Raw genomic sequence first — 24396 nt, 5'->3', positions numbered from 1 at the left:
GCCTGTGCAAGTGAGGGCGCTCGCCCTCACTTGCAACTCCCCGTAAAATCCTGCACAGTCTGCCCTGAAATCAGCAAGGGCAAAAATCATGAAACGACTCATTGTAGGGATCAGCGGCGCCAGCGGCGCGATTTACGGCGTCCGGCTGTTACAGGTGCTGCGTGACGTTGCAGGCGTAGAAACTCATCTGGTCATGAGCCAGGCGGCGCGCCAGACCCTCTCTCTTGAAACCGATCTCTCTCTGCGCGACGTTCAGGCCCTGGCTGACGTTGTGCACGATGCTCGCGATATTGCCGCCAGCATCTCTTCAGGCTCGTTTAAAACGGCCGGCATGGTTATTTTACCCTGTTCGATCAAAACCCTTTCCGGCATTGTAAACAGCTATACCGACACGCTGGTGACGCGTGCGGCAGACGTGGTGCTGAAAGAGCGTCGCCCTCTGGTGCTGTGCGTGCGCGAAACCCCGCTGCACCTGGGACATCTGCGCCTGATGACGCAGGCAGCCGAACTGGGCGCCGTGATTATGCCCCCGGTTCCTGCGTTCTATCATCGCCCGCAGACGCTGGACGATGTCATCAATCAGACCGTTAACCGCGTACTGGATCAGTTCGATATTGACCTGCCTGAAGATCTCTTTGTCCGCTGGCAGGGGACGTGAAGCCGTGCACAACCAGGGTGCATGAAAAGCCAATTTGCCCTGTTTCAGGGCAAATCTGCAACCGCGATCATATCCTCGACATTTAATTCGCTTTTTCCCTTTTTCTCTTTCCGGTTCGTTCGGCAGACCTGCTATCTTTCACCATTAAGGCAGTATCGCAACGTTTTATTAACATATTTAACGTCGTAGTCTTGACCCGACGACAATGTGGCATAAGACCTGCAAGAGCAGCCTGCAACACAACACACAACATAAACCATAATAAAATCACGGTTCTTGAGGGTAAATGTATGAAGAAGACGGTTCTGGCTCTGTCTTTGCTCGTGGGCTTGAGTGCAGCAGCAGGCAGCTATGCAGCGCTTCCACAGACGGTTCGTATCGGTACAGACGCAACCTACGCGCCATTCTCATCCAAAGATGCGAAGGGCGATTTCGTGGGGTTTGATATCGATTTGGGAAATGAGATGTGCAAACGCATGGAAGTGAAGTGCACATGGGTGGGCAGTGACTTTGACGCGCTGATCCCGTCGCTGAAAGCCAAGAAAATTGATGCCATTATCTCTTCTCTCTCCATCACGGAAAAACGTCAGCAGGAGATCGCCTTCTCTGAGAAGCTCTACGCTGCCGATTCACGTCTGATTGCCGCTAAAGGCTCTCCAATCCAGCCGACTATCGACTCGCTGAAAGGTAAGCATGTTGGCGTGCTTCAGGGCTCAACCCAGGAAGGCTACGCGAACGCCAACTGGCGCGAGAAGGGCGTCGATGTGGTCGCCTACCAGAACCAGGATCTGATCTACTCTGACCTGGCGGCGGGCCGTCTGGATGCCGCGTTCCAGGATGAAGTTGCCGCGAGCGAAGGCTTCCTGAAGCAGCCAGCGGGTAAAGAGTACGCCTTTGCTGGCCCGTCGGTTAAAGACAAGAAATACTTTGGCGACGGCACCGGTATTGGCCTGCGTAAGGATGATACCGAGCTGAAAGCCGCCTTCGACAAAGCGTTTAACGAGCTGCGTAAAGACGGTACCTACGACAAACTGGCGAAGAAATACTTCGATTTCAACGTCTACGGTGATTAATGCCTGAACGGGGTGCACTGATGTGGTGCATCCCACGAGCTAATGTTCCAGTATGGTGCGGAGAGTGCACCGTATTGGATCGCTGTGTGCATAGTTAAGCATTCAAAATGCAAAAATTCCCGTTCAGAGGCATTAATCTTTGCCTGAATGAGGGAATTAATGGCACATTAACGGCACCCCGTGGTCGTAAAATCTCGTATTAAGACAGTTTGTTGAGGACAGATATGAAAAAACTGGTGTTGTCACTTTCTCTGGTACTGGCCTTTTCCAGCGCCACCGCGGCATTCGCAGCAATTCCGCAGAAAATTCGTATTGGAACTGATCCAACCTATGCCCCTTTTGAATCGAAGAATGCGAAGGGGGAACTGGTCGGTTTTGACATCGATCTGGCTAACGAGCTGTGCAAACGCATTAAAGCGCAATGTACCTACGTTGAAAACCCGTTGGATGCGCTGATCCCGTCCCTGAAAGCGAAAAAAATCGACGTGATCATGTCCTCCCTTTCTATCACTGAAAAACGTCAGCAGGAGATTGCCTTCACCGACAAACTCTACGCGGCTGATTCACGTCTGGTGGTGGCGAAATCCTCTGACATTCAGCCAACCCTTGAGTCTCTGAAAGGCAAGCGCGTAGGCGTGTTGCAGGGGACCACGCAGGAAATCTACGGCAACGAGCACTGGGCGCCTAAGGGCATTGAAATTGTCTCTTATCAGGGCCAGGAAAATATCTACGCAGACCTGACGGCAGGCCGCATTGATGCCGCATTCCAGGATGAAGTGGCGGCAAGCGAAGGCTTCCTGAAGCAGCCTGTGGGTAAAGATTACAAGTTTGGCGGTCCGTCCATTAAGGATGAAAAACTCTTTGGGGTGGGCACCGGTATGGGCCTGCGTAAAGAAGACAACGAACTGCGTGAAGCCCTGAACAAAGCGTTCGCCGAGATGCGCGCGGACGGCACCTACGACAAGCTGGCGAAAAAGTACTTCGATTTTAACGTCTACGGCGGCTAATCGCCCCGTCTGATAACGTGCGGCCCCTCCCCTTGCGGGAGGGGAAAAGACACGGTTCCACCACTCACGAGACGACAGGGCACGCGGTATGCTGTACGGATTTTCTGGCGTTATTTTACAGGGCGCGCTTGTCACCCTTGAGCTGGCCATCAGCTCCGTGGTGCTGGCGGTGCTGATAGGCCTGGCGGGCGCGGGGGCAAAGTTATCCGCCAACAGACCGCTGGCGCTGATCTTTGAAGGCTATACCACGCTGATTCGCGGCGTGCCTGACCTGGTGCTGATGCTGCTGATCTTTTACGGCCTGCAAATCGCGCTCAACGGCGTGACGGACGCCATCGGCATGGATCAGATCGATATCGACCCGATGGTGGCCGGTATCATCACCCTTGGTTTTATCTACGGCGCCTACTTCACCGAGACCTTTCGCGGCGCGTACATGGCCGTGCCGAAGGGACACATTGAAGCGGCGACTGCCTACGGTTTTACCTCCTCACAAACGTTTCGCCGGATCATGTTCCCGGCCATGATGCGTTACGCGCTGCCGGGTATCGGCAACAACTGGCAGGTTATTCTCAAGGCGACGGCGCTGGTCTCCCTGCTGGGTCTGGAAGACGTGGTGAAGGCCACGCAGCTGGCGGGTAAGAGCACCTGGGAACCGTTCTACTTTGCGGTGGTTTGCGGCGTGATTTATCTGGTCTTTACGACCGTCTCCAATGGTGTGCTGCTTCTGCTCGAACGTCGCTACTCCGTGGGTGTGAAGAGGGCTGACCTGTGATTGATATTATTCAGGAGTACTGGAAATCCCTGCTGTGGACGGACGGCTACCGCTTCACGGGCGTGGCGATCACGCTGTGGCTGCTGATTTCCTCGGTAGTAATGGGCGGCATTCTGGCGGTGTTTTTGGCCATTGGCCGCGTGTCGAACAATAAATTTATCCAGTTCCCGATCTGGCTGTTTACCTACGTGTTTCGCGGTACGCCGCTGTACGTACAGCTGCTGGTGTTCTATTCGGGGATGTACACGCTTGAGATCGTGAAAGGCACCGAGATGCTGAACGCGTTCTTCCGCAGCGGCCTGAACTGTACGGTGCTGGCGCTGACGCTCAATACCTGCGCCTATACCACCGAGATCTTCGCCGGTGCCATTCGTTCCGTGCCGCACGGAGAGATCGAGGCGGCGCGCGCGTACGGCTTCTCCTCCGTGAAGCTTTACCGCTGTATTATTCTGCCTTCAGCGCTGCGTATTGCGCTGCCGGCGTACAGCAACGAAGTGATTTTAATGCTGCATTCAACGGCACTGGCCTTTACCGCCACGGTACCGGATCTGTTAAAGATTGCGCGCGATATTAACTCTGCGACCTATCAGCCGTTTACGGCGTTTGGCATTGCGGCAGTGCTCTATTTGATCATTTCTTACGTCCTGATCAGCCTGTTCCGTAAGGCTGAAAAACGCTGGTTGCAGCATATAAAACCGTCGACGCACTGAGAATTTATGATGGCTGAGAACAAATTAAACGTAATTGATTTGCACAAGCGCTACGGCGAACATGAAGTGCTGAAAGGGGTGTCGCTGGAAGCTAACGCGGGCGACGTGATCAGTATTATCGGTTCATCAGGTTCGGGTAAAAGTACCTTCCTGCGCTGCATCAACTTCCTCGAAAAGCCGAGCGAAGGTTCGATTGTGGTGAGCGGACAGAACATTAATATGATTCGCGATAAAGATGGGCAGCTTAAAGTGGCGGATAAAAACCAGCTGCGCCTGCTGCGTACGCGCCTGACGATGGTATTCCAGCACTTCAACCTCTGGAGCCACATGACGGTGCTGGAGAACGTGATGGAAGCGCCGGTTCAGGTGCTCGGCTTAAGCAAGCAAGAGGCCCGCGAGCGTGCGGTGAAATACCTTGCGAAAGTAGGTATTGACGAGCGTCAGCAGATCAAGTACCCGGTGCACCTGTCAGGTGGTCAGCAGCAGCGCGTCTCCATCGCCCGCGCGCTGGCGATGGAGCCGGAAGTTTTGCTGTTTGACGAACCGACCTCCGCGCTGGACCCGGAACTCGTTGGCGAAGTGCTGCGCATCATGCAGAAGCTGGCTGAAGAGGGCAAAACGATGGTGGTGGTGACGCATGAGATGGGCTTCGCCCGTAACGTCTCGAACCACGTTATCTTCCTGCATCAGGGCAAAATTGAGGAGCAGGGGCATCCTGACGAGGTGCTGGCGAACCCGCAAAGCCCCCGCTTGCAGCAGTTCCTGAAGGGATCTCTGAAATAAAGAGGGCATCATACGGCGGTGCAGCTTAATCGCCCGGTGGCGCTTCGCTTACCGGGCCTACAAAAACCGTAGGCCGCCGCCACGCATTCAGGGCGCAACACGCTCCAGCCGGTACACCCAGTCGTCATACCGCACCCCGTTAATCTCGTATGCCTTCTCCAGCACCTGCGTGCGCACAAAACCGGCCTTCTCCAGCACGCGTACCGAACCGCCGTTATCCGCCAGTACATACGCATTAATCGCCTTCACGCCGATCTGGTTAAAGGCGTAATCACATATCGCATGCAGCGCCTCGCTGGCAATACCTTTTCCCTGCGCGGCAGGCACCACGGTATAGCCAATATCCGCCTCTTCACGGTTCGCCGCGCTGATTTGCAGCCCGATATCTCCGAGCGGCGTATCGTCATTATGCAGACGGATCACGAAGACATGCTCCGCCATCAGGCGTGCGGCAAATACGCGGCGCGTCTCTTTTTCCGGCGTGATGGCAGCCATGTAGCGCATGACGGTGGGATCTTCACGCAGTGAGCGGAAGAACGCCCAGTCAGAGGGTTTGAAAGGAGAGAGGTGAAGCCGGGTTGTGGTGAGGGTTGCCATAGTTACGCCATATCATCCAGACATGGCGTATGACTGTAACATATTCACCGCACTACATCCCCCAGCGCCTCTTCTAAATCATACCAGCGGAACGTAAATCCGGCCGCTTCCAGCCGTTTTGGCAGCGCGCGCTGGCCGCCCAGCACCAGCACCGACGATTCACCCATCAGCAGCCGAATCGCCGTTGCAGGCACGCGCAGCACCGCCGGGCGATGCAGGGCATGACCCAGAGCATGAGCAAACTGCTCATTACGTACCGGATACGGAGACACCATGTTAAACGGCCCGCGCAGGTCGTTATCCAGCAGCCAGAGAATGCCGTTGACCATATCGTCGATATGGATCCACGCCAGATACTGCCGTCCGTTACCGATAGGACCGCCAAGCCCCATTTTAAACGGCGGCAGCATTTTACCGAGGATACCGCCTTTCGGGGCAAGCACCACGCCGGTGCGCAGCAGGCAGACGCGTGTCTTATCGCTCTGCGCCGCGCAGGCGATACGCTCCCACTGGGCGCAGAGTTTATGGGTAAACTCGTTGTGCGGTGGCTCCTCTTCGGTCACCACCACTTCACCAAGATCGCCATAGTAGCCTGTAGCAGAACCGGAAATCAGCACCGAAGGCGGCGTCTCGCTGTTGCGAATCAGCTCAACCAGCTTTTCGGTCATGTTCCAGCGGCTGCTGCATAAACGCTGCTTTTGCTCTTCGGTCCAGCGTTTATCGGCAATAGGTTCACCCGCGAGATTAATGACGGCGTCAAAGCCGTCCAGATTCTGCCGTTCCGCCAGGCCTTTCCAGATCTCAACGCCGGCACCCAGCACCTGACGGGCTTTATCCGGACTGCGCGTAACCACGGTGATGTCGTGATGCAACGCCTGCAAGCGTGGAATGAGATGGCGACCAATCAGGCCCGTACCGCCGGTGAGCAGAATCTTCATACAACCTCCAGGTTTACGCCTGGCGCTGCCAGCTTAACGTCATCGAGACGGAGTCGGCGTAGCGCAGGGCGTGAAGTTTATCGATCTCTACTTCAGCATAAGTGACCCAGTGGTGTTCGCGTGCGATATCGAGCACATCCTGAGTTAATTTTTCCAGTAGCGCAAAACGGTTGTTCTCAACGTACTGGATGATGCTTTTGGTGATCGTGCGATAGTTCAGCGCGTCGTTGATATCCTCGCTGGCGCGCGCCTTGTCTGCCGGGTAATGGATCACCACATTCACCACGATATCCTGGCGATTAGCGATCTCCTCCTCTTTAATACCGATGAACGTGCGTAAGCGTAAGTTTTTTATACGAATAATAGCGTCATGCTGGGACATTGCAGGTCTTCTCCGTGTCAGTATTTCTGCCTCATCATACATGAGGAGAACACCTGTACCCAACGGGGCGCAGGCTCAAATCTGATGGATTTTTTGCATCGCGCGTTCGGTGGCCGGTCGGGTCCTGATGCGCTCAAACCAGTTGTTCACCGCCGGATAAGAGGCCAGGTCGATCCGGTGGCGTTCGTGGGTGTTAATCCATGGCCAGCAAGCGATATCGGCGATGCTGTAATGCTCACCACCGAGCCACGGTGATTTTTCCAGCCGACGGTTCAGAACACCGTACAGACGCTGGGTTTCGACCTGATATCGCTCAATGGCGTAAGGGATAGTCTGCGGCGCATAGGCGGTAAAGTGGTGGTTCTGCCCCAGCATGGGCCCCAGGCCGCTTGACTGCCAGAATAGCCACTGAAGGGTCTGGTGACGCTCGCGCAGTTCACCGCTCAGGAGCTTGCCGGTTTTCTCCGCCAGATAGAGCAATATCTCTCCGGACTCAAACAGGCTTAACGGTTTGCCGCCGTCAGAGGGCAGGTTATCAATAATGGCCGGAATTTTATTGTTGGGCGATATGGCCAAAAAAACGGGGCGGAACTGGTCCCCTTTACTGATATCCACGCGAACGATCCGGTACTCCACTTCGGCTTCTTCGAGAAAGAGGGTGATCTTATGGCCATTCGGGGTGGGGGCATAATAGAGATCGATCATTCTCAACTCCTGTCAGTGTGAAGAGTGTTGCCATGAAAAAACAGTATAGGTGCTGGCAGAAAATCGTGAGTTTTCATCAGGTGACAGCGAGGCAAAGAGATTATATGTTGAGTGAAAACCAATCAGTTAATGAGGATGTCATGAGCCAGCCTGTAATAACGTTGTGGTCCGATGCGAACTTCTTTTCTCCTTATGTTATGAGCGTTTACGTGGCGCTGGCTGAAAAGGGGCTCGCCGTGAGTCTGAAAACTATTGACCTGGACAGCGGCGAACATCTGAAGCCCCAGTGGCAGGGCTACGCGCTTACCCGACGGGTTCCCGTGCTGGAGATTGACGGCTTTGAGCTGAGCGAATCCTCGGCGATTGACGAGTACCTGGAAGATCGCTTTGCTCCGCCAGAGTGGGAACGCATCTATCCTCACGATTTGCAAAAGCGCGCCCGCGCCCGTCAGATCCAGGCGTGGCTGCGCAGCGATCTGGTGCCGATTCGCGTCGAGCGCTCCACGGACGTGGTCTTCGCCGGCGTCAAAAAGCCGGCGCTCAGCGCGGAGGGAGCAGCCAGCGCGCAAAAGCTGATTGAGACGGCCTCCTCGCTGCTGGCTCACGGCAGTCCGAACCTGTTTGGCGAGTGGTGTATTGCCGACGCCGATCTGGCGCTGATGCTCAATCGCCTGATCCTCAACGGGGATGCCGTCCCGCAGCTGCTGGTGGATTATGCCGGGTTCCAGTGGCAACGCGCCTCGGTGCAGCGCTATGTGGCACTCTCCGCTAAGCGCGCGGGCTGATCGGACGGGGCGCTTGAGGTATGATAGGGGCAGTCTGATTGTCGGAGGAGTAACTGATGAAACTGATGTTTGCGTCGGATATCCATGGATCGCTGCCCGCGACCGAACGCGTGCTTTCGCTGTTTGCCCAAAGCGGGGCGCAATGGCTGGTCATCCTGGGTGATGTATTAAACCATGGCCCGCGCAATGCGCTGCCGGAAGGCTATGCCCCGGCGCAGGTGGCGGAAAAATTGAATCAGCACGCTTCGCGCATCATTGCCGTGCGCGGCAACTGTGACAGTGAAGTTGACCAGATGCTGCTGCACTTTCCCATCACCGCTCCCTGGCAGCAGGTGCTGATGGAAAACAGCCGTTTGTTCCTGACCCATGGGCACCTGTTCGGCCCGGATAACCTGCCGTCACTCGCTGCTGGCGATGTCCTGGTTTCTGGCCATACTCATATTTCGGTGGCGGAAAAACGTGAAGGCATTTATTACTTCAACCCCGGGTCCGTCAGCATTCCAAAGGGCGGTTACCCGGCAAGCTATGGCATGTACGAAGATGGTACATTAAGCGTTATAGCACTTAATGATCAGCAAGTTATTGCACAGATAGCGATTAATCCGTAAGTTACACCTCAACTGCAAACGCGCCGAAAGAGCGCTTAGACGAGAAGGTTTCCCGATGGTGGAGCAGAATCATTTGGCAAGTACTGAATGGGTTGACATTGTCAGCGAAGAAAATGAAGTGATCGCGCAGGCCAGCCGCGAACAAATGCGTGCGGAGCGTCTGCGTCACCGCGCGACGTACATCGTTGTTCATGACGGCATGGGCAAGATTCTGGTTCAGCGTCGCACCGACACCAAAGATTTTCTTCCTGGTATGCTGGATGCCACAGCGGGTGGCGTCGTGCAGGCCGATGAAGTGCTGCTGGATTCCGCGCGTCGTGAAGCGGAAGAAGAGTTAGGTATCGCTGGCGTGCCGTTTGCCGAGCACGGCCAGTTTTATTTTGAAGATGAGCATTGCCGCGTCTGGGGCGGGCTGTTTAGCTGCGTTTCCCATGGGCCTTTCGCCTTGCAGGAAGAGGAAGTGAGCGAAGTCAGCTGGATGACGCCGGAAGAGATCACCGCGCGTTGCGACGAGTTCACGCCGGATTCCTTAAAAGCACTGGCGCTGTGGATGACCCGCAACGCCAAAAACGAATCCGCTAAACCGGAAAATAGAGCGGAGAAAGAGGAAGAGGCTGAGTAAGCCTCAACAGCTTTCCCGCAGGCACAGGCTGGACGCGATGGGCTTATGGTCGCGCCAGCCCCCGTCGTTCAGTCGTTCCAGTAACGCTTTCCCGGCTTCAATACCAATCTTGCGATGCGGCACCGCCATCGTCGTCAGCGGCGGCTGACAGACGCGGCTGACGTCGCTATCGCCAAAGCCCACCACCGCTAAATCGTCCGGCACTTTGATGCGCCGACGCTGGCACTCATACAGCGCGCCGCAGGCCAGCTCATCGGACACGCACACCAGCGCGTCCAGCTCTGGCCACGCCAGCAGGAACTCGGGCAGTTGCGCCGCGCCGGTAGAGAAGTTTGGCGGCATGGCGGCATTAATCACCCTGTTCGGCGACATGTGGTGGCGCAGCATCGCCTTGTACCAGCCCTGCAAATGCTGCTGAAAAATCCACTGCTCCTGGTTGGCACACAGCAGGCCGATATTCTGGTAGCCGCGCTGGATCACCATTTCTGTGAGTTCATACATGGCGGCGACATTATCAATCCCGATATTCATATCAATCGGATCGGCACGCATCGCACCCATTTCCATCACCGGGATAGAGGCGTTTTTAAGCCAGTGCCGCACGGTATCGGAGTGTTCAACGCTGAGCAATATCGCCGCGGCGATGTTCGATGCCAGCAGCGTTTCGAGCAGTTTCTCTTCCTGTTCAAGCCGGTGCTGAGATTCCGCCAGCATGATCTGGTAGCCCGCAGGCTGGAGCACCTGCTGTAGCCCGGCGAACATCTCGGAACATCCAGCTTCGGAAAGATTGGGAACAACCATCGCAATCGTCCATGACGACGCAGATGCCAGGGCGCTGGCGGCAAGATTGGGCATGTAACCCAGCTCCTGCACCGCAGCTTCAATTTTTTCACGCAGTTTATCGGAAACTTGTTCGGGCGTGCGGAGAGCACGGGAAACGGTCATCGTGCCTACGCCGGCAAGCTGCGCGACATCCGCGAGCGTTACTTTTCCGGTACTACGGCGTTTTCGGGTTAAAGACATACATCTTCCTGCTGACAGGCCGTGAGTCAGTTTCATCCTTATTTTACGTGACAGGCAGTATACGCCTTAAATCCCTTTTTTTGCTGTGATTTCACACCATGATAGCAAATTGATAGCGCTATCACAGTTCTGCATGTTAGTCATTGGTAGCGCTATCTTTGTGATCGCGATCGCAGTCATTGATTGATGGGTTGAATAGAGTTTGCCCATGTCTGGGCTTTAGCGGGAGTGAAAAGTGCTCAAAAAGTGGATATATGATACAACCATAACGCTACAGGATAGCGTTGAAAACTGGCCTCAGGCGCTGGAACTTTGCGCGAAACCGCTGCTGGATTTGCAGGTGATTGTGCCGGAATACGTCACGGCGATCATCGAGCAGCACCACGCGCTAGGACCCTACTATGTACTGGCTCCCGGCCTGGCAATGCCGCATGCAAGGCCGGAAGAGGGGGCGAAAGGTCTCGGTCTGTCCTTATTAAAACTGAAACAGGGCGTCTCTTTTGGTGCCGGTGAGTTTGACCCCGTCGATGTGATTGTAATGCTGGCGGCGCCGGACAAACATAGTCATATCGAAATGATTTCGGCGTTAGCGGAATTATTTTCCAGCGACGAGGATATGGCTGAATTACACCGGGCGAACACGCTGGAGGAGATAAAAATCATCATCGACCGCTTCTGATTTAATTTTTTAATCCGTTTCATCTCAACATTACGCGCCAGCGTGATGGGACGTACTCTACTCAAAAAAGGGGATAACAATGAAAATTATGGCTATTTGCGGCTCCGGCCTGGGCAGCAGTTTTATGGTCGAAATGAATATTAAAAAGGTGCTCAAAAAACTGGAGGTTGAGGCCGAGGTGGAACACTCCGACCTCTCCTCGGCCACGCCGGGCGCGGCGGACCTGTTTGTGATGGCGAAAGACATTGCGGCCAGCGCCAGCGTGCCGGAAAGCCAGCTGGTGGTCATCAACAATATTATCGATATCAACGAACTCGAAGCGCAGCTGCGCGCCTGGTTCGAAAGACAATAATCCTGATTAGGCGAGGTGGATATGTTTATCCTTGAAACGCTGAATTTCGTTGTTGATATTTTAAAAGTCCCTTCAGTCCTGGTAGGGTTAATTGCCTTAATTGGTCTTGTCGCGCAAAAAAAAGCCTTTTCTGATGTGGTAAAAGGCACGATTAAAACCATTCTTGGCTTTATTGTACTGGGCGGTGGCGCCACCGTGCTGGTAGGCTCTTTAAATCCGTTAGGCGGTATGTTTGAGCACGCTTTTAATATTCAGGGCATTATTCCCAACAATGAAGCGATTGTATCCATTGCCCTGGAAAAATACGGTGCCTCGACTGCGCTAATTATGGCCTTCGGGATGGTGGCGAATATTATCGTCGCGCGCTTTACCCGCCTGAAGTATATCTTCCTGACCGGGCACCACACCTTCTACATGGCGTGCATGATCGGCGTGATCCTGACGGTCGCAGGCTTCGAGGGAGTAGGGCTGGTCTTTACCGGTTCGCTGATCCTCGGCCTGATTATGGCCTTCTTCCCGGCGATTGCGCAGCGCTATATGAAGCGTATTACCGGCAACGATGAGATCGCCTTCGGTCATTTCGGTACGCTGGGCTACGTGCTGTCCGGCTGGATTGGCAGCAGGGTCGGCAAAGGCTCGCGCTCCACCGAAGAGATGAACCTGCCGAAGAACCTCAGCTTCCTGCGTGACAGCTCGATCTCAATTTCCCTGACCATGATGATTATCTACCTGATCATGGCGGTGAGCGCCGGGCGCGAGTACGTGGAGTCCACCTTCAGCGGCGGGCAAAACTACCTGGTGTACGCCATTATCATGGCGATCACCTTCGCAGCAGGCGTATTCATCATCCTGCAAGGCGTACGCCTGATTCTGGCGGAAATCGTCCCGGCCTTTACCGGCTTCTCTGAAAAACTGGTGCCGAACGCGCGGCCTGCGCTGGACTGCCCGGTGGTCTACCCGTATGCGCCTAATGCGGTGCTGATTGGCTTCCTGTTCAGCTTCCTCGGGGGAATTGTGGGCTTGCTGATATGCGGCCAGTTTAGCTGGGTGCTGATACTTCCGGGCGTGGTGCCGCATTTCTTCACCGGTGCGACGGCGGGCGTGTTTGGGAACGCCACCGGCGGACGTCGTGGGGCGATGATTGGCGCGTTTGCCAACGGCCTGCTGATCACCTTCCTGCCGGTACTCCTGCTGCCTGTTCTGGGCGCGATTGGCTTTGCGAATACCACCTTCTCGGACGCTGATTTTGGTGCGGTCGGGATTGTGCTCGGCAATCTTGCGCGCTTCCTGTCGCCGCTTGCCATCACCGGACTGGTTGTTGTGTTGTTCGCGCTGCTGGTGGCTTACAACATCTTCGCTAAAAACAAACCTGCGGGCGGTAACGCGCAGGAAAACCCCGGAGCCAAATCATGAATGAGAATGAGATAACCGAACTGGCGCGTCAGATCCGTCTTGAGACCCTGAAATCCCTGACGCAGCTGGGCTTTGGCCACTACGGCGGCAGCATGTCAGTCGTTGAAACGCTGGCGGTACTGTACGGCGCGGTGATGAAAATAGACCCGGCCGACCCGGACTGGCCAGAGCACGATTACTTTGTGCTGTCGAAAGGCCATGCGGGCCCGGCGCTCTACAGCACGCTGGCGATTAAGGGCTACTTCCCGGTTGAAGAGCTGAGCACGCTGAACCAGAACGGAACGCGTCTGCCCAGCCACCCGGACCGCCTGAAAACCCGCGGCGTGGATGCCACCACCGGTTCGCTGGGGCAGGGGATCTCGATTGCGGGCGGCATGGCGCTGTCGCACAAGCTGGCAGGAAGGCCAAACCGCGTGTTCTGCATCGTCGGTGACGGGGAGCTAAACGAAGGCCAGTGCTGGGAAGCCTTCCAGTTTATCGCTCACCATCGACTGAACAACCTGACCGTGTTCGTGGACTGGAACAAACAGCAGCTCGACGGTGAACTGGACGAAATCATCTGTGCCTTCGACCTTGAGGGCAAATTCCGCGCCTTTGGCTTTGACGTGGTGACGGTCAAAGGGGATGACATTCCGGCACTGCTGAAGGTGACTTCACCGATCCCTGAGGCCGATGCGCGTCCGCGGGTGGTGATCCTCGACAGCATCAAAGGGCAGGGGGTGCCGTACCTGGAACAGCTCAGTAATTCGCATCACCTGCGATTAACCGAGGAGAGCAAAGCGGCGCTCAACGAGACGATTCGCCAACTGGAGGCTTCACATGATTAAGGTTGCACCGGCAGGACAGAAAGATTCGGTTGAGATGCGTAAGGTCTACGCGGGCTTTGTGGCCAGGCAGATTGAGGCCGGGAGCGAGATCGTTGCGCTCGAGGCGGACCTGATGAGTTCGATGGCGATGGACGGCGTAGCGCGGGATTATCCACAGCACGTCATCAACTGCGGCATTATGGAGGCCAACGTGATCGGAACGGCCGCCGGGCTGTCGCTCACCGGCCGTAAGCCGTTCGTGCACACCTTTACCGCCTTCGCCAGCCGTCGCTGCTTCGATCAGCTGTTTATGTCCCTGGACTACCAGCGCAATAACGTGAAGGTGATTGCCTCGGATGCGGGCGTGACGGCCTGCCACAACGGCGGGACGCATATGTCGTTCGAGGATATGGGCATCGTGCGCGGTCTGGCGCACTCCGTGGTGCTGGAGGTGACCGACGCGGTGATGTTCGAGAACGTGCTGCGTCAGCTTATCGACCTGGAAGGCTTCTACTGGGTGCGTACCATCCGCAAGCAGGCGCCGAGCGTCTATGCCCCTGGGTCAACCTTCACCATCGGCAAGGGCAACGTGCTGCGCGAGGGAAGCGATATCACCCTGATTGCCAACGGCATCATGGTGGCGGAAGCGCTGGAGGCGGCGCGTCAGCTCGAACAGGAGGGGGTAAGCGCAGCGGTCATCGACATGTTTACCCTGAAGCCCATCGATCGGATGCTGGTGAAAAACTATGCAGAGAAAACCGGGCGTATTGTGACCTGCGAAAACCACAGCATTCATAACGGGCTGGGATCGGCAGTGGCGGAAGTGCTGGTGGAAACCTGTCCGGTGCCTATGCGTCGGGTAGGTGTGAAGGAGCGTTATGGCCAGGTGGGCACGCAGGACTTCCTGCAAAAAGAGTACGGCCTGACGGCGCATGACATTGTGTCGGCGGCGCGGGAGCTGCTGTAATAAAAAAAGGCGACCGGTTACGTGGTCGCCTTTCTTGCCGGATGGCGCTTCGCTTATCCGGCCTACAAAACCGTAGGCCCGGTAAGCGCTAGCGCCACCGGGCTTTTTAACATTACTGCTGCTGCGAAGACTGGATCGCCGTCAGCGCGATGGTGTAGACGATATCGTCAACCAGCGCGCCACGGGACAGGTCGTTCACAGGTTTGCGCATACCTTGCAGCATTGGCCCGATGGAGATCAGGTCTGCTGAACGCTGTACCGCTTTATAGGTGGTGTTACCGGTGTTCAGATCCGGGAAGATGAACACGGTAGCGCGACCTGCAACCGGAGAGTTTGGCGCTTTGGATTTCGCCACGTCAGCCATGACGGCAGCATCGTACTGGAGCGGACCGTCGATCATCAGATCTGGACGTTTTTCCTGCGCAATGCGGGTTGCTTCACGGACTTTCTCAACGTCGCTGCCTGCACCAGAGGTACCGGTGGAGTAAGAGAGCATCGCTACGCGCGGTTCAATACCAAAGGCAGTTGCGGAGTCCGCAGACTGGATAGCGATTTCTGCCAGCTGCTCTGCGGTTGGATCCGGGTTGATCGCGCAGTCGCCGTAAACGTAAACCTGTTCAGGCAGCAGCATGAAGAACACGGAGGAAACCAGAGAGCTGCCCGGTGCGGTTTTGATCAGCTGCAACGGTGGACGGATGGTGTTCGCGGTGGTGTGAACCGCACCGGAAACCAGACCGTCAACTTCGTCCTGCTCCAGCATCAGCGTGCCCAGCACGACGTTGTCTTCCAGCTGCTCGCGCGCAACGGCTTCGGTCATGCCTTTGTTCTTACGCAGCTCAACCAGACGGGCAACGTAGCTTTCGCGCACCACTTCCGGGTCAACGATTTCGATGCCAGCACCCAGCTCAACGCCCTGAGACGCCGCAACGCGGTTGATCTCGTCCGGGTTACCCAGCAGCACACAGGTCGCGATACCGCGCTCTGCACAGATGGCCGCCGCTTTAACGGTACGTGGTTCGTCGCCTTCTGGCAGAACCACGCGTTTGCCCGCTTTACGCGCCAGCTCGGTCAGCTGGTAGCGGAAGGCTGGAGGAGACAGACGACGGCTGCGCTCGGAGGTCGCAGTCAGGGATTCAATCCAGTCTGCGTCGATGTAGCCCGCAACGTATTCCTGAACCTTCTCAATACGCTCGTGGTCATCAACCGGCACTTCCAGGTTGAAGCTTTGCAGGCTCAGGGAGGTCTGCCAGGTGTTGGTGTTCACCATGAAGACCGGCAGGCCGGTCGCGAACGCACGTTCGCACAGCTTGCTGATACGCGCGTCCATTTCATAGCCGCCGGTCAGCAGAATTGCACCGATTTCCACGCCGTTCATCGCCGCCAGGCAGGCAGCAACCAGCACGTCCGGACGGTCTGCGGAGGTCACCAGCAGGGAACCTGCGCGGAAGTGCTCCAGCATGTGCGGAATGCTGCGCGCACAGAAGGTCACCGACTTCACGCGGCGGGTGTTGATATCGCCTTCGTTGATCACGGTAGCGTTCAGGTGACGCGCCATATCGATTGCGCGGGTGGCAATCAGATCGAAGCTCCATGGCACCGCGCCCAGAACAGGCAGTGGGCTGGAATCTTGCAGTTTAGCCGGGTCAACCTTGATAACTTTCGCTTTGGATGAGTCGTCAAAGATTTCGGACAGGTCAGGACGCGTACGGCCCTGTTCATCAACCGGTGCGTTCAGTTTGTTAACGATAACGCCGGTGATGCTGGTATTTTTCGCACCGCCGAAGCTGCTGCGCGTCAGTTCGATACGCTCTTTCAGCTGCTCTGGGGTATCAGTACCCTGGGACATCACGAAAACGATCTCTGCGTTCAGGGTTTTCGCGATTTCAAAGTTCAGGGACTGGGCAAACTGGTGTTTACGGGTCGGGACCAAGCCTTCAACCAGCACCACTTCCGCGTCCTGCGCGTTAGCGTGGTAGTTGGCAATGATCTCTTCCATCAGCACGTCTTTCTGGTTGCTGGAGAGCAGAGACTCAACGTGGCTCATCTTCAGCGGTTCAGCCGCAGGAAGATTGGAATTCTTACGCACAATGGTGGTGGTCTGGTCTGGCGCATCGCCACCGGCACGAGGCTGGGCGATAGGCTTAAAGACGCTCAGACGAACGCCTTTGCGTTCCATAGCGCGGATCACGCCGAGGCTGACGCTGGTCAGGCCGACGCTGGTTCCGGTAGGGATCAGCATAATAGTACGGGACACGGTTTATCCTCTTTCGTTACCGCCGCGTTGGGCGGGCTACAAAACAGCACCGCCAGCATTGCTGGCGGTGTGGAATCAGGCAGTCAGGCGGCACGCGTCTTGCGCGATGACCAGCTCTTCGTTAGTTGGGATAACGATAGCCGGGCGGGTGCCTTCTTTGTTGATGAAGCCAGACTTGCCGAAACGGGCAGCCAGGTTACGCTCGTGATCGACTTCGAAGCCCAGTACGCCCAGTTTGCCCAGGGACAGCTCACGTACCATTGCCGCGTTCTCACCGATGCCGCCGGTGAAGATAACCGCGTCCAGACGACCGTCCATCAGCGCGGTGTAAGAACCGATGTACTTCGCCAGACGGTGGCAGTAAACGTCCATTGCACGCTTAGCGTCTTCTTTGCTGTCGTAGTTGTCTTCAACGTAACGGCAGTCGCTGGTGACTTCGGTCAGACCCAGCAGGCCAGACTCTTTGGTCAGCATTTTGTTGATGTCGTCAACGCTCATGCCCAGAGTGTCGTGCAGGTGGAAGATGATCGCCGGGTCGATGTCACCGGAACGGGTACCCATCACCAGACCTTCCAGCGGGGTCAGACCCATTGAGGTGTCAACACACTTGCCGTTGCGGATAGCAGAAACAGAACCACCGTTGCCCAGGTGGCAGGTGATGATGTTGACTTCTTCAACCGGCTTGTTCAGTACTTTTGCGGCTTCCTGAGTCACATAGAAGTGGCTGGTGCCGTGTGCGCCGTAGCGACGTACGCCGTGCTCTTTGTACAGGCTGTATGGCAGGGCATAGAGGTAAGACTCTTCCGGCATGGTCTGATGGAACGCGGTGTCAAATACGGCCACGTTTTTATCTTTCAGATGCGGGAAGGATTTCAGTGCTTCAGCGATACCGATCAGGTGAGCCGGGTTATGCAGCGGTGCGAAAGACGCAGAGTCTTTGATGCCCTGGATCACAGAGTCGTCAATCACCACGGAACTGGTGTATTTTTCGCCGCCGTGGACGATACGGTGACCAATCGCAGTCAGCTGAGCAGACAGTTCTGGTTTTTGTGCCAGAATAGTGTTAACGATAAAGTTCAGCGCTTCACTGTGAGCGGCGCCTGCACCTAAAGCCGCTTCTTGTTTGCTGCCGTCCATCTTCCACTTGATACGTGCTTCAGGCAGATGGAAACATTCGGCCAAACCAGAGAGGTACTCGTCACCGTTGAGCGCATCGATGATGGCGAATTTCAGTGAAGAGCTACCGCAGTTCAGAACCAGTACTAACTTACTCGACATGGAAGTACCTATAATTGATACGTGGCTAAAAAAACGTCAATGAGCCTAAAAGCGTAACGCAAGCTGACCCAGACGTTTATGATTAACATCATGCCAAACGAACATTCTGGCAGGATGGAAGAAATACCTATGATTTTAAGCCATTTTGAACATTTTTCAGACAATGGCATAATATGCGATAATTTGACGAGTTAACGCTTCTCGTCTACGGCCTATCAGGCTGGCACAGGATACCCGATACGGGGTAGCGATGACAAAATATTTTGAACGTTGTCATAGCCTGTTGTGGTTTTGCACGAAAATTTTAATTTTTATATGTGAAGTTGAGGTACAGCCATGTCGACACCCGAAATCCCGTCCGTAAATTTTTTTAGTCTGTTTCGTCGGGGACAGCATTACGCTAAGACGTGGCCGATGGAAAAGCGCCTGGCACCGATGTTTATTGAGAACCGTACCATCCGCGCCACGCGCTATGCGATCCGCTTTATGCCTCCTGTTGCCGTCTTTACCCTGTGCTGGCAGATAGCTTTAGGTGGACAGCTTGGGCCTGCCGTCGCGACAGCGCTCTTTGCGCTAAGCCTGCCGATGCAGGGGTTGTGGTGGTTAGGCAAACGTTCCGTCACGCCACTTCCGCCTTCTATTTTACACTGGTTTTATGAAGTGCGTGGAAAACTGGAGGAGGCCGGGCAGGCGCTCGCCCCGGTTGAAGGCAAGCCGGACTATCAGGCGCTGGCGGACACGTTAAAGCGCGCGTTTAAACAGCTTGATAAAACATTCCTCGATGACTTGTGATTGATCATCGAAACGACGATCAAAAGAAGGCACAGTAACAGTCAGTTACCGTGTCTTTTTTTTACAGTGCAATGCGCTACAGGAGTCGAAAGATGGAAATGACCCATGCTCAACGTCTGATTTTGTCTAACCAGTACAAGATGATGACTATGCTTGATCCCGATAACGCTGCGCGCTACAGCCGCCTGCAAACCATTGTCGAACGTGGCTTTGGCTTGCAAATGCGCGAACTGGATCGCGAATTTGGCGAGCTGAAAGAGGAAACCTGCCGTATCGTTATCGACATCATGGAGATGTACCACGCGCTGCATGTGTCCTGGACCAACCTGAAAGATCGGCAATCCATTGACGAGCGCCGCGTGACATTCCTGGGCTTTGATGCCGCGACGGAAGCGCGCTATCTGAGCTATGTGCGCTTTATGGTGAATACCGAAGGGCGCTATACCCATTTTGATGCGGGTACGCACGGCTTCAACGCCCAGACTCCCATGTGGGATAAATATCAACGTATGCTGAGCGCGTGGCACGCCTGTCCGCGTCAGTACCATTTAAGCAGCAACGAAATTCAACAAATCATTAATGCCTGACGGAGGTGCGTGTGCAGTGTAAAGGTTTTCTGTTTGATCTGGACGGTACGCTGGTGGATTCGCTGCCGGTGGTGGAACGCTCATGGTGCCACTGGGCCGACCGGCACGGCATCGACCATCAGGACGTACTGAATTTTATCCATGGCAAACAGGCCATTACCTCATTGCGCCACTTCCTGGCGGGACGTTCTGAGGAAGAAATTCAGGCGGAGTTCAGCTATCTGGAGCAGATAGAAGCCACCGACACCGACGGCATTACCGCGCTGCCCGGTGCGCGCGAACTGCTTGAGCACCTGAATGAAGCGCAGATCCCGTGGGCTATCGTCACCTCCGGCTCGATTCCCGTCGCGCATGCCCGTCATAAGGCGGCCGGTTTACCGACGCCGGACGTGTTCATTACCGCTGAGCGCGTGAAGCGCGGCAAGCCTGAACCGGATGCGTTTCTGCTCGGCGCTGAACTGCTGGGCCTTGCCCCTGCGGAGTGCGTGGTGGTGGAAGACGCGGCGGCAGGCGTTCTGGCCGGTCTGAATGCCGGGAGCCACGTCATTGCCGTTAACGTGCCGGCGGGTTCCCCCCGGCTGGAGGAGGCGGATTTTGTGATTAACACCCTGACCGCCATCGACGTCTCGAAGGCCTCTGACGGAATCGTAACCGTCTCGCTAAAAATGTAATCCCATGATTTAGCCCCGCATTACCGGGGCTTTTTTTATGGCAGAATGGCTTCTCTCCACTGACAAGGACATGTTGTGAACGGTGAACTGATTTGGGTCCTGAGCCTGCTGTTAATCGCCATCATTCTGTTTGCTACGGGCAAGGTGCGCATGGATGCCGTCGCCCTGTTTGTGATCGTTGCGTTTGTTCTGAGCGGTACGCTATCCCTGCCGGAAGCCTTTTCCGGGTTTAGCGACCCCAACGTCATTCTGATTGCCGCCCTGTTTATCATTGGCGACGGGCTGGTCCGCACCGGCGTAGCGACGATGATGGGGGCGTGGCTGGTTAAAGTAGCGGGCAGCAGCGAAACCAAAATGCTGATTTACCTGATGCTGACGGTTGCCGGGCTGGGCGCGTTTATGAGCTCAACGGGCGTTGTGGCCATCTTTATTCCGGTAGTGCTGAGCGTCTGCATGAGAATGCAGATCTCTCCGTCGCGGCTGATGATGCCGTTAAGCTTCGCCGGGCTCATCAGCGGCATGATGACGCTGGTCGCGACGCCGCCGAACCTCGTCGTGAACAGCGAGCTGATCCGTGAGGGGCTTGAAGGATTTAGCTTTTTCAGCGTCACGCCGATCGGCCTGGTGGTGCTGGTGATGGGCATTATCTATATGCTACTGACCCGTTTCGCGCTGAAAGGGGAGAAGCAGGACAAAGCCAAAGAGGGCTGGAAGCGGCGCTCTTTCCGCGATCTGATTAAAGAGTACCGTCTGACCGGGCGCGCCCGGCGTCTGGCCATCCGCCCGGGGTCGCCGATGGTGGGGCAGCGGCTGGATGACCTCAAGCTACGCGAACGCTACGGCGCGAACGTCATCGGGGTTGAGCGCTGGCGTCGTTTTCGTCGGGTGATCGTTAACGTGAACGGGGTATCGGAGTTCCGCGCGCGTGACGTCCTGCTGATTGATATGTCCACTGCGGACGTGGATCTGCGGGAGTTCTGTAGCGAAAAGTTGCTGGAACCGATGGTGCTGCGCGGAGAGTATTTCTCCGACCAGGCGCTGGATGTGGGCATGGCCGAAGTTTCACTGATCCCCGAATCAGAATTATTGGGCAAAACCGTGCGCGAAATCGGCTTTCGTACCCGCTACGGGTTGAACGTGGTGGGCCTGAAGCGCGATGGCGTGGCCCTTGAAGGGGCGGTCGTGGACGAGCCGATCCTGCTGGGAGATATCTTCCTCGTGGTCGGCAACTGGAAGCTGATTAGCCAGCTCGGGCAGAAAGGCCGCGACTTTGTGGTGCTGAATATGCCGATTGAAGAGAGCGATGCATCCCCGGCGCACAGCCAGGCGCCCCACGCGATTTTTTGTCTGGTGCTGATGGTCGCGCTGATGCTGACCGACGAGATCCCTAACCCGGTGGCGGCGATTATTGCCTGTCTGCTGATGGGCAAATTCCGCTGTATCGACGCCGAAAGCGCTTACAAGGCGATTCACTGGCCGAGCATTATTCTTATTGTCGGGATGATGCCGTTTGCCCTGGCGCTTCAGAAAACCGGCGGGGTCGATCTGATCGTTAAAGGCTTGATGGATGCGGGCGGGGGATATGGCCCGTACCTGATGATGATTTGCCTGTTCGTCATGTGTGCCACCATTGGTTTGTTCATCTCCAATACCGCCACGGCGGTGCTGATGGCGCCTATTGCGCTGGCGATGGCGAAATCCATGGGCGTTTCGCCGTATCCGTTTGCGATGATGGTGGCGATGGCGGCGTCCGCGGCGTTTATGACGCCGGTCTCTTCTCCGGTCAATACCCTGGTGCTGGGGCCGGGGAACTATAAGTTCAGCGACTTCGTGAAGATTGGCGTGCCGTTCACCGTGCTGGTGATGCTGGTATGCGTGGTGCTGATTCCGGTGTTATTCCCGTTCTGAGCGCCGGGTGGCGGCTACGCCTTACCCGGCCTACGTGATTCGTAGGCCCTGCAAGCGCAGCGCCTCTGGGCGAAAAACTACAGCGGCGAATCCTGGCTAATCTCATCCAGCGACAGATGGAAGCTTGGCACAAACACGCGCATAAAGTAGTCCATCTCCTCGCTGCGGCGGGATTCCAGCGTTTTCTCCAGGCGCGATTTGGCCAGCAGAAACTCATTATTCCCGGCGGACAGCTCTTCCAGACATTTCAGGTAGGCGCACAGCGCATCGGCCTGCTTGACCAGGGATTTTTCCTCATCCGTGTACTGATTCTCGTCGATCAGCGGCTCGAAGATATCGCGCAGCTCTTCGGGTACCATGTCGATCAGCTTCTGCTGGGCAATCTTCTCGATGGCCTTATATTCCTGCGCAATCTGTGAGTTGAAGTATTTTACCGGCGTGGGCAGATCCCCGGTCAGCACTTCCGAGGCGTCGTGGTACATCGCCAGCAGGGCGATACGCTCGGCATTCACCTGCCCGTTGAATTTGCGGTTTTTAATCGCGGCCAGCGCGTGCGCGACCATGGCAACCTGCAAACTGTGCTCTGATACGTTTTCAGTACGTACGTTGCGCATCAGCGGCCAGCGGTTGATGAGTTTCAGGCGGGAGAGGTGGGCAAAAAAATGACTCTGACTCATAGGTTACCTTATGTCTTCACTGCGACAGACTTCATTGTGCTGGGAGGGGAGGGAAGATGCAAATGTGCGGATGGTGCAGGCCGGGCAGGCGCAGCGCCACCCGGCAGAACGGCAACGTTACTGATGATACCCGGAGAGGAAGCGCCCGAAGCGGCTGATGGCCATCTCAAGATCGTCTTCGCGCGGCAGGGTCACGATACGCACGTGATCCGGCCACGGCCAGTTAAACGCCGTACCCTGAACCAGCAGCACTTTTTCCTGCAACAGGAAGTCGAGCACCATTTTCTGGTCGTCGTGAATATTAAAGCGCTTCGCGTCGATTTTCGGGAACATATACAGCGCGCCGTTAGGCTTCACGCAGGAGACGCCCGGAATATCGTTAATCAGTTCCCATGCGCGGTTGCGCTGTTCATACAGACGGCCGCCCGGGACGATGAACTCGCTGATGCTTTGATAGCCACCGAGCGCCGTCTGGATCGCATGCTGTGCTGGTACGTTGGCGCAAAGACGCATCGACGCCAGCATCTCCAGCCCTTCAATATAGCCTTTTGCGTGCTTTTTCGGGCCGTTCAGCACCATCCAGCCCTGACGGAAACCGGCCACGCGGTAGGTTTTAGACAGTCCGTTAAAAGTGACGGTCAGCAGATCGGGTGCCAGCGCGGCGATAGAGTGGTGCTGCGCCGCGTCGTACAGGATCTTGTCGTAGATTTCATCAGCGAAGATGATCAGGTTGTGCTGGCGGGCGATCTCGACGATCTCCATCAGCAGCTCTTTTGAATAGACCGCGCCCGTCGGGTTGTTCGGGTTGATGATCACAATCCCACGCGTGCGAGGCGTGATTTTCGCGCGAATGTCGTCCAGATCCGGGAACCAGTCAGAGGATTCGTCGCAAAGATAATGTACCGCTTTACCGCTGGAGAGCGATACGGCAGCGGTCCACAGCGGATAGTCCGGCGCGGGAACCAGCATTTCGTCACCGCTGTTCAGCAGCGCCTGCATCGCCTGAACGATCAGTTCCGAGACGCCGTTGCCAATGTAGATATCTTCAACGGTGACGTCGCGCATTCCACGAGCCTGATAGTGCTGCATAATGGCTTTGCGAGCGGAGTAAAGGCCTTTTGAATCACAATAGCCTTGTGCCGTTGGCAGGTTACGGATCACATCCACCAGGATCTCATCCGGCGCTTCAAAACCAAATGGCGCGGGGTTGCCGATGTTGAGTTTCAGAACCTTATTGCCTTCCTCTTCAAGGCGTTTTGCCTCTTTGAGTACCGGGCCACGGATGTCGTAACAGACGTTGTCGAGCTTGCTGGATTTTTCGATAGGGGACATGAACCTTTAACCTT

General features: G+C 55.9%; 27 protein-coding genes. 18 read left to right on the top strand and 9 right to left on the bottom strand.

The genetic code is table 11. From position 1 onward, the window contains the following. Positions 1-88 precede the first annotated feature (88 nt). From A3466_RS09725 to hisP, 6 genes are all read left to right on the top strand, one after another. The gene (locus A3466_RS09725) at positions 89-658 is read left to right on the top strand and encodes a UbiX family flavin prenyltransferase (protein ID WP_063450410.1); all 570 of its coding nucleotides are present in this window, start codon (positions 89-91) and stop codon (positions 656-658) included. Between the two features lie 290 nt (positions 659-948). Beyond that, complete coding sequence (gene argT, locus A3466_RS09720; protein WP_006811405.1) at positions 949-1731, top strand: lysine/arginine/ornithine ABC transporter substrate-binding protein ArgT; 783 nt, start codon at positions 949-951, stop codon at positions 1729-1731. A 224-nt stretch (positions 1732-1955) separates the two neighbouring features. Next, the gene (gene hisJ, locus A3466_RS09715; RefSeq protein WP_063450409.1) at positions 1956-2738 is read left to right on the top strand and encodes a histidine ABC transporter substrate-binding protein HisJ; all 783 of its coding nucleotides are present in this window, start codon (positions 1956-1958) and stop codon (positions 2736-2738) included. A gap of 88 nt (positions 2739-2826) precedes the next feature. Beyond that, complete coding sequence (locus A3466_RS09710; protein ID WP_006811404.1) at positions 2827-3513, top strand: histidine ABC transporter permease HisQ; 687 nt, start codon at positions 2827-2829, stop codon at positions 3511-3513. Then, positions 3510-4223, top strand: coding sequence for an ABC transporter permease (locus tag A3466_RS09705; RefSeq protein WP_063450408.1), 714 nt, complete (start codon positions 3510-3512; stop codon positions 4221-4223). The genes A3466_RS09710 and A3466_RS09705 overlap by 4 nt, the downstream gene beginning before the upstream one ends. 9 nt (positions 4224-4232) lie before the next feature. Further along, a complete protein-coding gene (gene hisP / locus A3466_RS09700; protein WP_063450561.1) occupies positions 4233-5006 on the top strand; it encodes a histidine ABC transporter ATP-binding protein HisP in 774 nt (257 codons plus the stop codon). A gap of 87 nt (positions 5007-5093) precedes the next feature. Here the strand turns inward: hisP and A3466_RS09695 are convergent, their stop codons facing one another. From A3466_RS09695 to yfcG, 4 genes are all read right to left on the bottom strand, one after another. Then, on the bottom strand, positions 5094-5603 hold the full coding sequence (locus A3466_RS09695; RefSeq protein ID WP_063450407.1) for a GNAT family N-acetyltransferase: 510 nt from the start codon (positions 5601-5603) through the stop codon (positions 5094-5096). Positions 5604-5647: 44 nt separating this feature from the next. After that, on the bottom strand, positions 5648-6541 hold the full coding sequence (locus tag A3466_RS09690) for a TIGR01777 family oxidoreductase (RefSeq protein WP_063450406.1): 894 nt from the start codon (positions 6539-6541) through the stop codon (positions 5648-5650). A gap of 13 nt (positions 6542-6554) precedes the next feature. Continuing rightward, the gene (gene folX / locus A3466_RS09685; protein ID WP_003861432.1) at positions 6555-6923 is read right to left on the bottom strand and encodes a dihydroneopterin triphosphate 2'-epimerase; all 369 of its coding nucleotides are present in this window, start codon (positions 6921-6923) and stop codon (positions 6555-6557) included. 75 nt (positions 6924-6998) lie between these two features. Further along, positions 6999-7628 (bottom strand): GSH-dependent disulfide bond oxidoreductase, encoded by a 630-nt coding sequence (yfcG, locus tag A3466_RS09680; protein ID WP_063450405.1) that lies wholly within the window; start codon positions 7626-7628, stop codon positions 6999-7001. Between the two features lie 140 nt (positions 7629-7768). On the opposite strand from yfcG, the gene yfcF reads away from it, so the two are divergent. From yfcF to yfcD, 3 genes are read left to right on the top strand one after another with little or no spacing between them, the layout of a single operon-like run. Continuing rightward, positions 7769-8413, top strand: coding sequence for a glutathione transferase (gene yfcF / locus A3466_RS09675; RefSeq protein ID WP_063450404.1), 645 nt, complete (start codon positions 7769-7771; stop codon positions 8411-8413). A 56-nt stretch (positions 8414-8469) separates the two neighbouring features. Then, positions 8470-9021 carry a phosphodiesterase gene (yfcE, locus tag A3466_RS09670; RefSeq protein WP_063450403.1) on the top strand — a complete coding sequence of 184 codons (552 nt, stop codon included), beginning with the start codon at positions 8470-8472 and terminating at the stop codon, positions 9019-9021. A gap of 55 nt (positions 9022-9076) precedes the next feature. Continuing rightward, the gene (gene yfcD, locus A3466_RS09665; protein WP_063450402.1) at positions 9077-9643 is read left to right on the top strand and encodes an NUDIX hydrolase YfcD; all 567 of its coding nucleotides are present in this window, start codon (positions 9077-9079) and stop codon (positions 9641-9643) included. A gap of 3 nt (positions 9644-9646) precedes the next feature. Here the strand turns inward: yfcD and A3466_RS09660 are convergent, their stop codons facing one another. After that, complete coding sequence (locus tag A3466_RS09660; RefSeq protein ID WP_063450401.1) at positions 9647-10666, bottom strand: LacI family DNA-binding transcriptional regulator; 1020 nt, start codon at positions 10664-10666, stop codon at positions 9647-9649. Positions 10667-10901: 235 nt separating this feature from the next. On the opposite strand from A3466_RS09660, the gene A3466_RS09655 reads away from it, so the two are divergent. From A3466_RS09655 to A3466_RS09635, 5 genes are all read left to right on the top strand, one after another. Further along, positions 10902-11345: a PTS sugar transporter subunit IIA gene (locus A3466_RS09655; protein WP_063450400.1), complete on the top strand. Its 444-nt coding sequence runs from the start codon at positions 10902-10904 to the stop codon at positions 11343-11345. Between the two features lie 79 nt (positions 11346-11424). Beyond that, complete coding sequence (locus A3466_RS09650) at positions 11425-11697, top strand: PTS sugar transporter subunit IIB (RefSeq protein ID WP_063450399.1); 273 nt, start codon at positions 11425-11427, stop codon at positions 11695-11697. A 21-nt stretch (positions 11698-11718) separates the two neighbouring features. After that, a complete protein-coding gene (locus tag A3466_RS09645) occupies positions 11719-13110 on the top strand; it encodes a PTS ascorbate transporter subunit IIC (protein ID WP_063450398.1) in 1392 nt (463 codons plus the stop codon). Continuing rightward, complete coding sequence (locus A3466_RS09640; protein WP_063450397.1) at positions 13107-13937, top strand: transketolase; 831 nt, start codon at positions 13107-13109, stop codon at positions 13935-13937. The genes A3466_RS09645 and A3466_RS09640 overlap by 4 nt, the downstream gene beginning before the upstream one ends. After that, complete coding sequence (locus A3466_RS09635; protein ID WP_063450396.1) at positions 13930-14883, top strand: transketolase family protein; 954 nt, start codon at positions 13930-13932, stop codon at positions 14881-14883. The genes A3466_RS09640 and A3466_RS09635 overlap by 8 nt, the downstream gene beginning before the upstream one ends. A 112-nt stretch (positions 14884-14995) precedes the next feature. On the opposite strand, the gene pta is transcribed toward A3466_RS09635, so the two are convergent. After that, positions 14996-17137, bottom strand: coding sequence for a phosphate acetyltransferase (pta, locus tag A3466_RS09630; protein ID WP_063450395.1), 2142 nt, complete (start codon positions 17135-17137; stop codon positions 14996-14998). 75 nt (positions 17138-17212) lie between these two features. Further along, on the bottom strand, positions 17213-18415 hold the full coding sequence (ackA, locus tag A3466_RS09625) for an acetate kinase (protein WP_063450394.1): 1203 nt from the start codon (positions 18413-18415) through the stop codon (positions 17213-17215). Between the two features lie 336 nt (positions 18416-18751). Between ackA and yfbV the strand changes: the two genes are divergently transcribed. The 4 genes from yfbV to A3466_RS09605 all read left to right on the top strand — a co-directional run bounded on the left by yfbV (position 18752) and on the right by A3466_RS09605 (position 22373). Next, on the top strand, positions 18752-19207 hold the full coding sequence (yfbV, locus tag A3466_RS09620; protein WP_059312846.1) for a terminus macrodomain insulation protein YfbV: 456 nt from the start codon (positions 18752-18754) through the stop codon (positions 19205-19207). Between the two features lie 92 nt (positions 19208-19299). Continuing rightward, the gene (locus A3466_RS09615; RefSeq protein WP_023617380.1) at positions 19300-19794 is read left to right on the top strand and encodes a YfbU family protein; all 495 of its coding nucleotides are present in this window, start codon (positions 19300-19302) and stop codon (positions 19792-19794) included. A gap of 11 nt (positions 19795-19805) precedes the next feature. Next, complete coding sequence (locus A3466_RS09610) at positions 19806-20465, top strand: sugar phosphatase (protein ID WP_063450393.1); 660 nt, start codon at positions 19806-19808, stop codon at positions 20463-20465. A 75-nt stretch (positions 20466-20540) separates the two neighbouring features. Beyond that, positions 20541-22373 (top strand): SLC13 family permease, encoded by a 1833-nt coding sequence (locus A3466_RS09605; RefSeq protein WP_063450392.1) that lies wholly within the window; start codon positions 20541-20543, stop codon positions 22371-22373. A 77-nt stretch (positions 22374-22450) separates the two neighbouring features. On the opposite strand, the gene yfbR is transcribed toward A3466_RS09605, so the two are convergent. Together yfbR and alaA are read right to left on the bottom strand one after the other, a co-directional pair. Next, the gene (gene yfbR / locus A3466_RS09600; RefSeq protein WP_063450391.1) at positions 22451-23050 is read right to left on the bottom strand and encodes a 5'-deoxynucleotidase; all 600 of its coding nucleotides are present in this window, start codon (positions 23048-23050) and stop codon (positions 22451-22453) included. A gap of 117 nt (positions 23051-23167) precedes the next feature. Continuing rightward, a complete protein-coding gene (alaA, locus tag A3466_RS09595) occupies positions 23168-24382 on the bottom strand; it encodes an alanine transaminase AlaA (protein ID WP_003861471.1) in 1215 nt (404 codons plus the stop codon). Positions 24383-24396: the final 14 nt, after the last annotated feature.

Source organism: Enterobacter genomosp. S, from assembly GCF_001631805.1.
GTDB lineage: Bacteria > Pseudomonadota > Gammaproteobacteria > Enterobacterales > Enterobacteriaceae > Enterobacter > Enterobacter quasihormaechei.
This window is presented reverse-complemented; position numbering and strand designations above follow the sequence as displayed.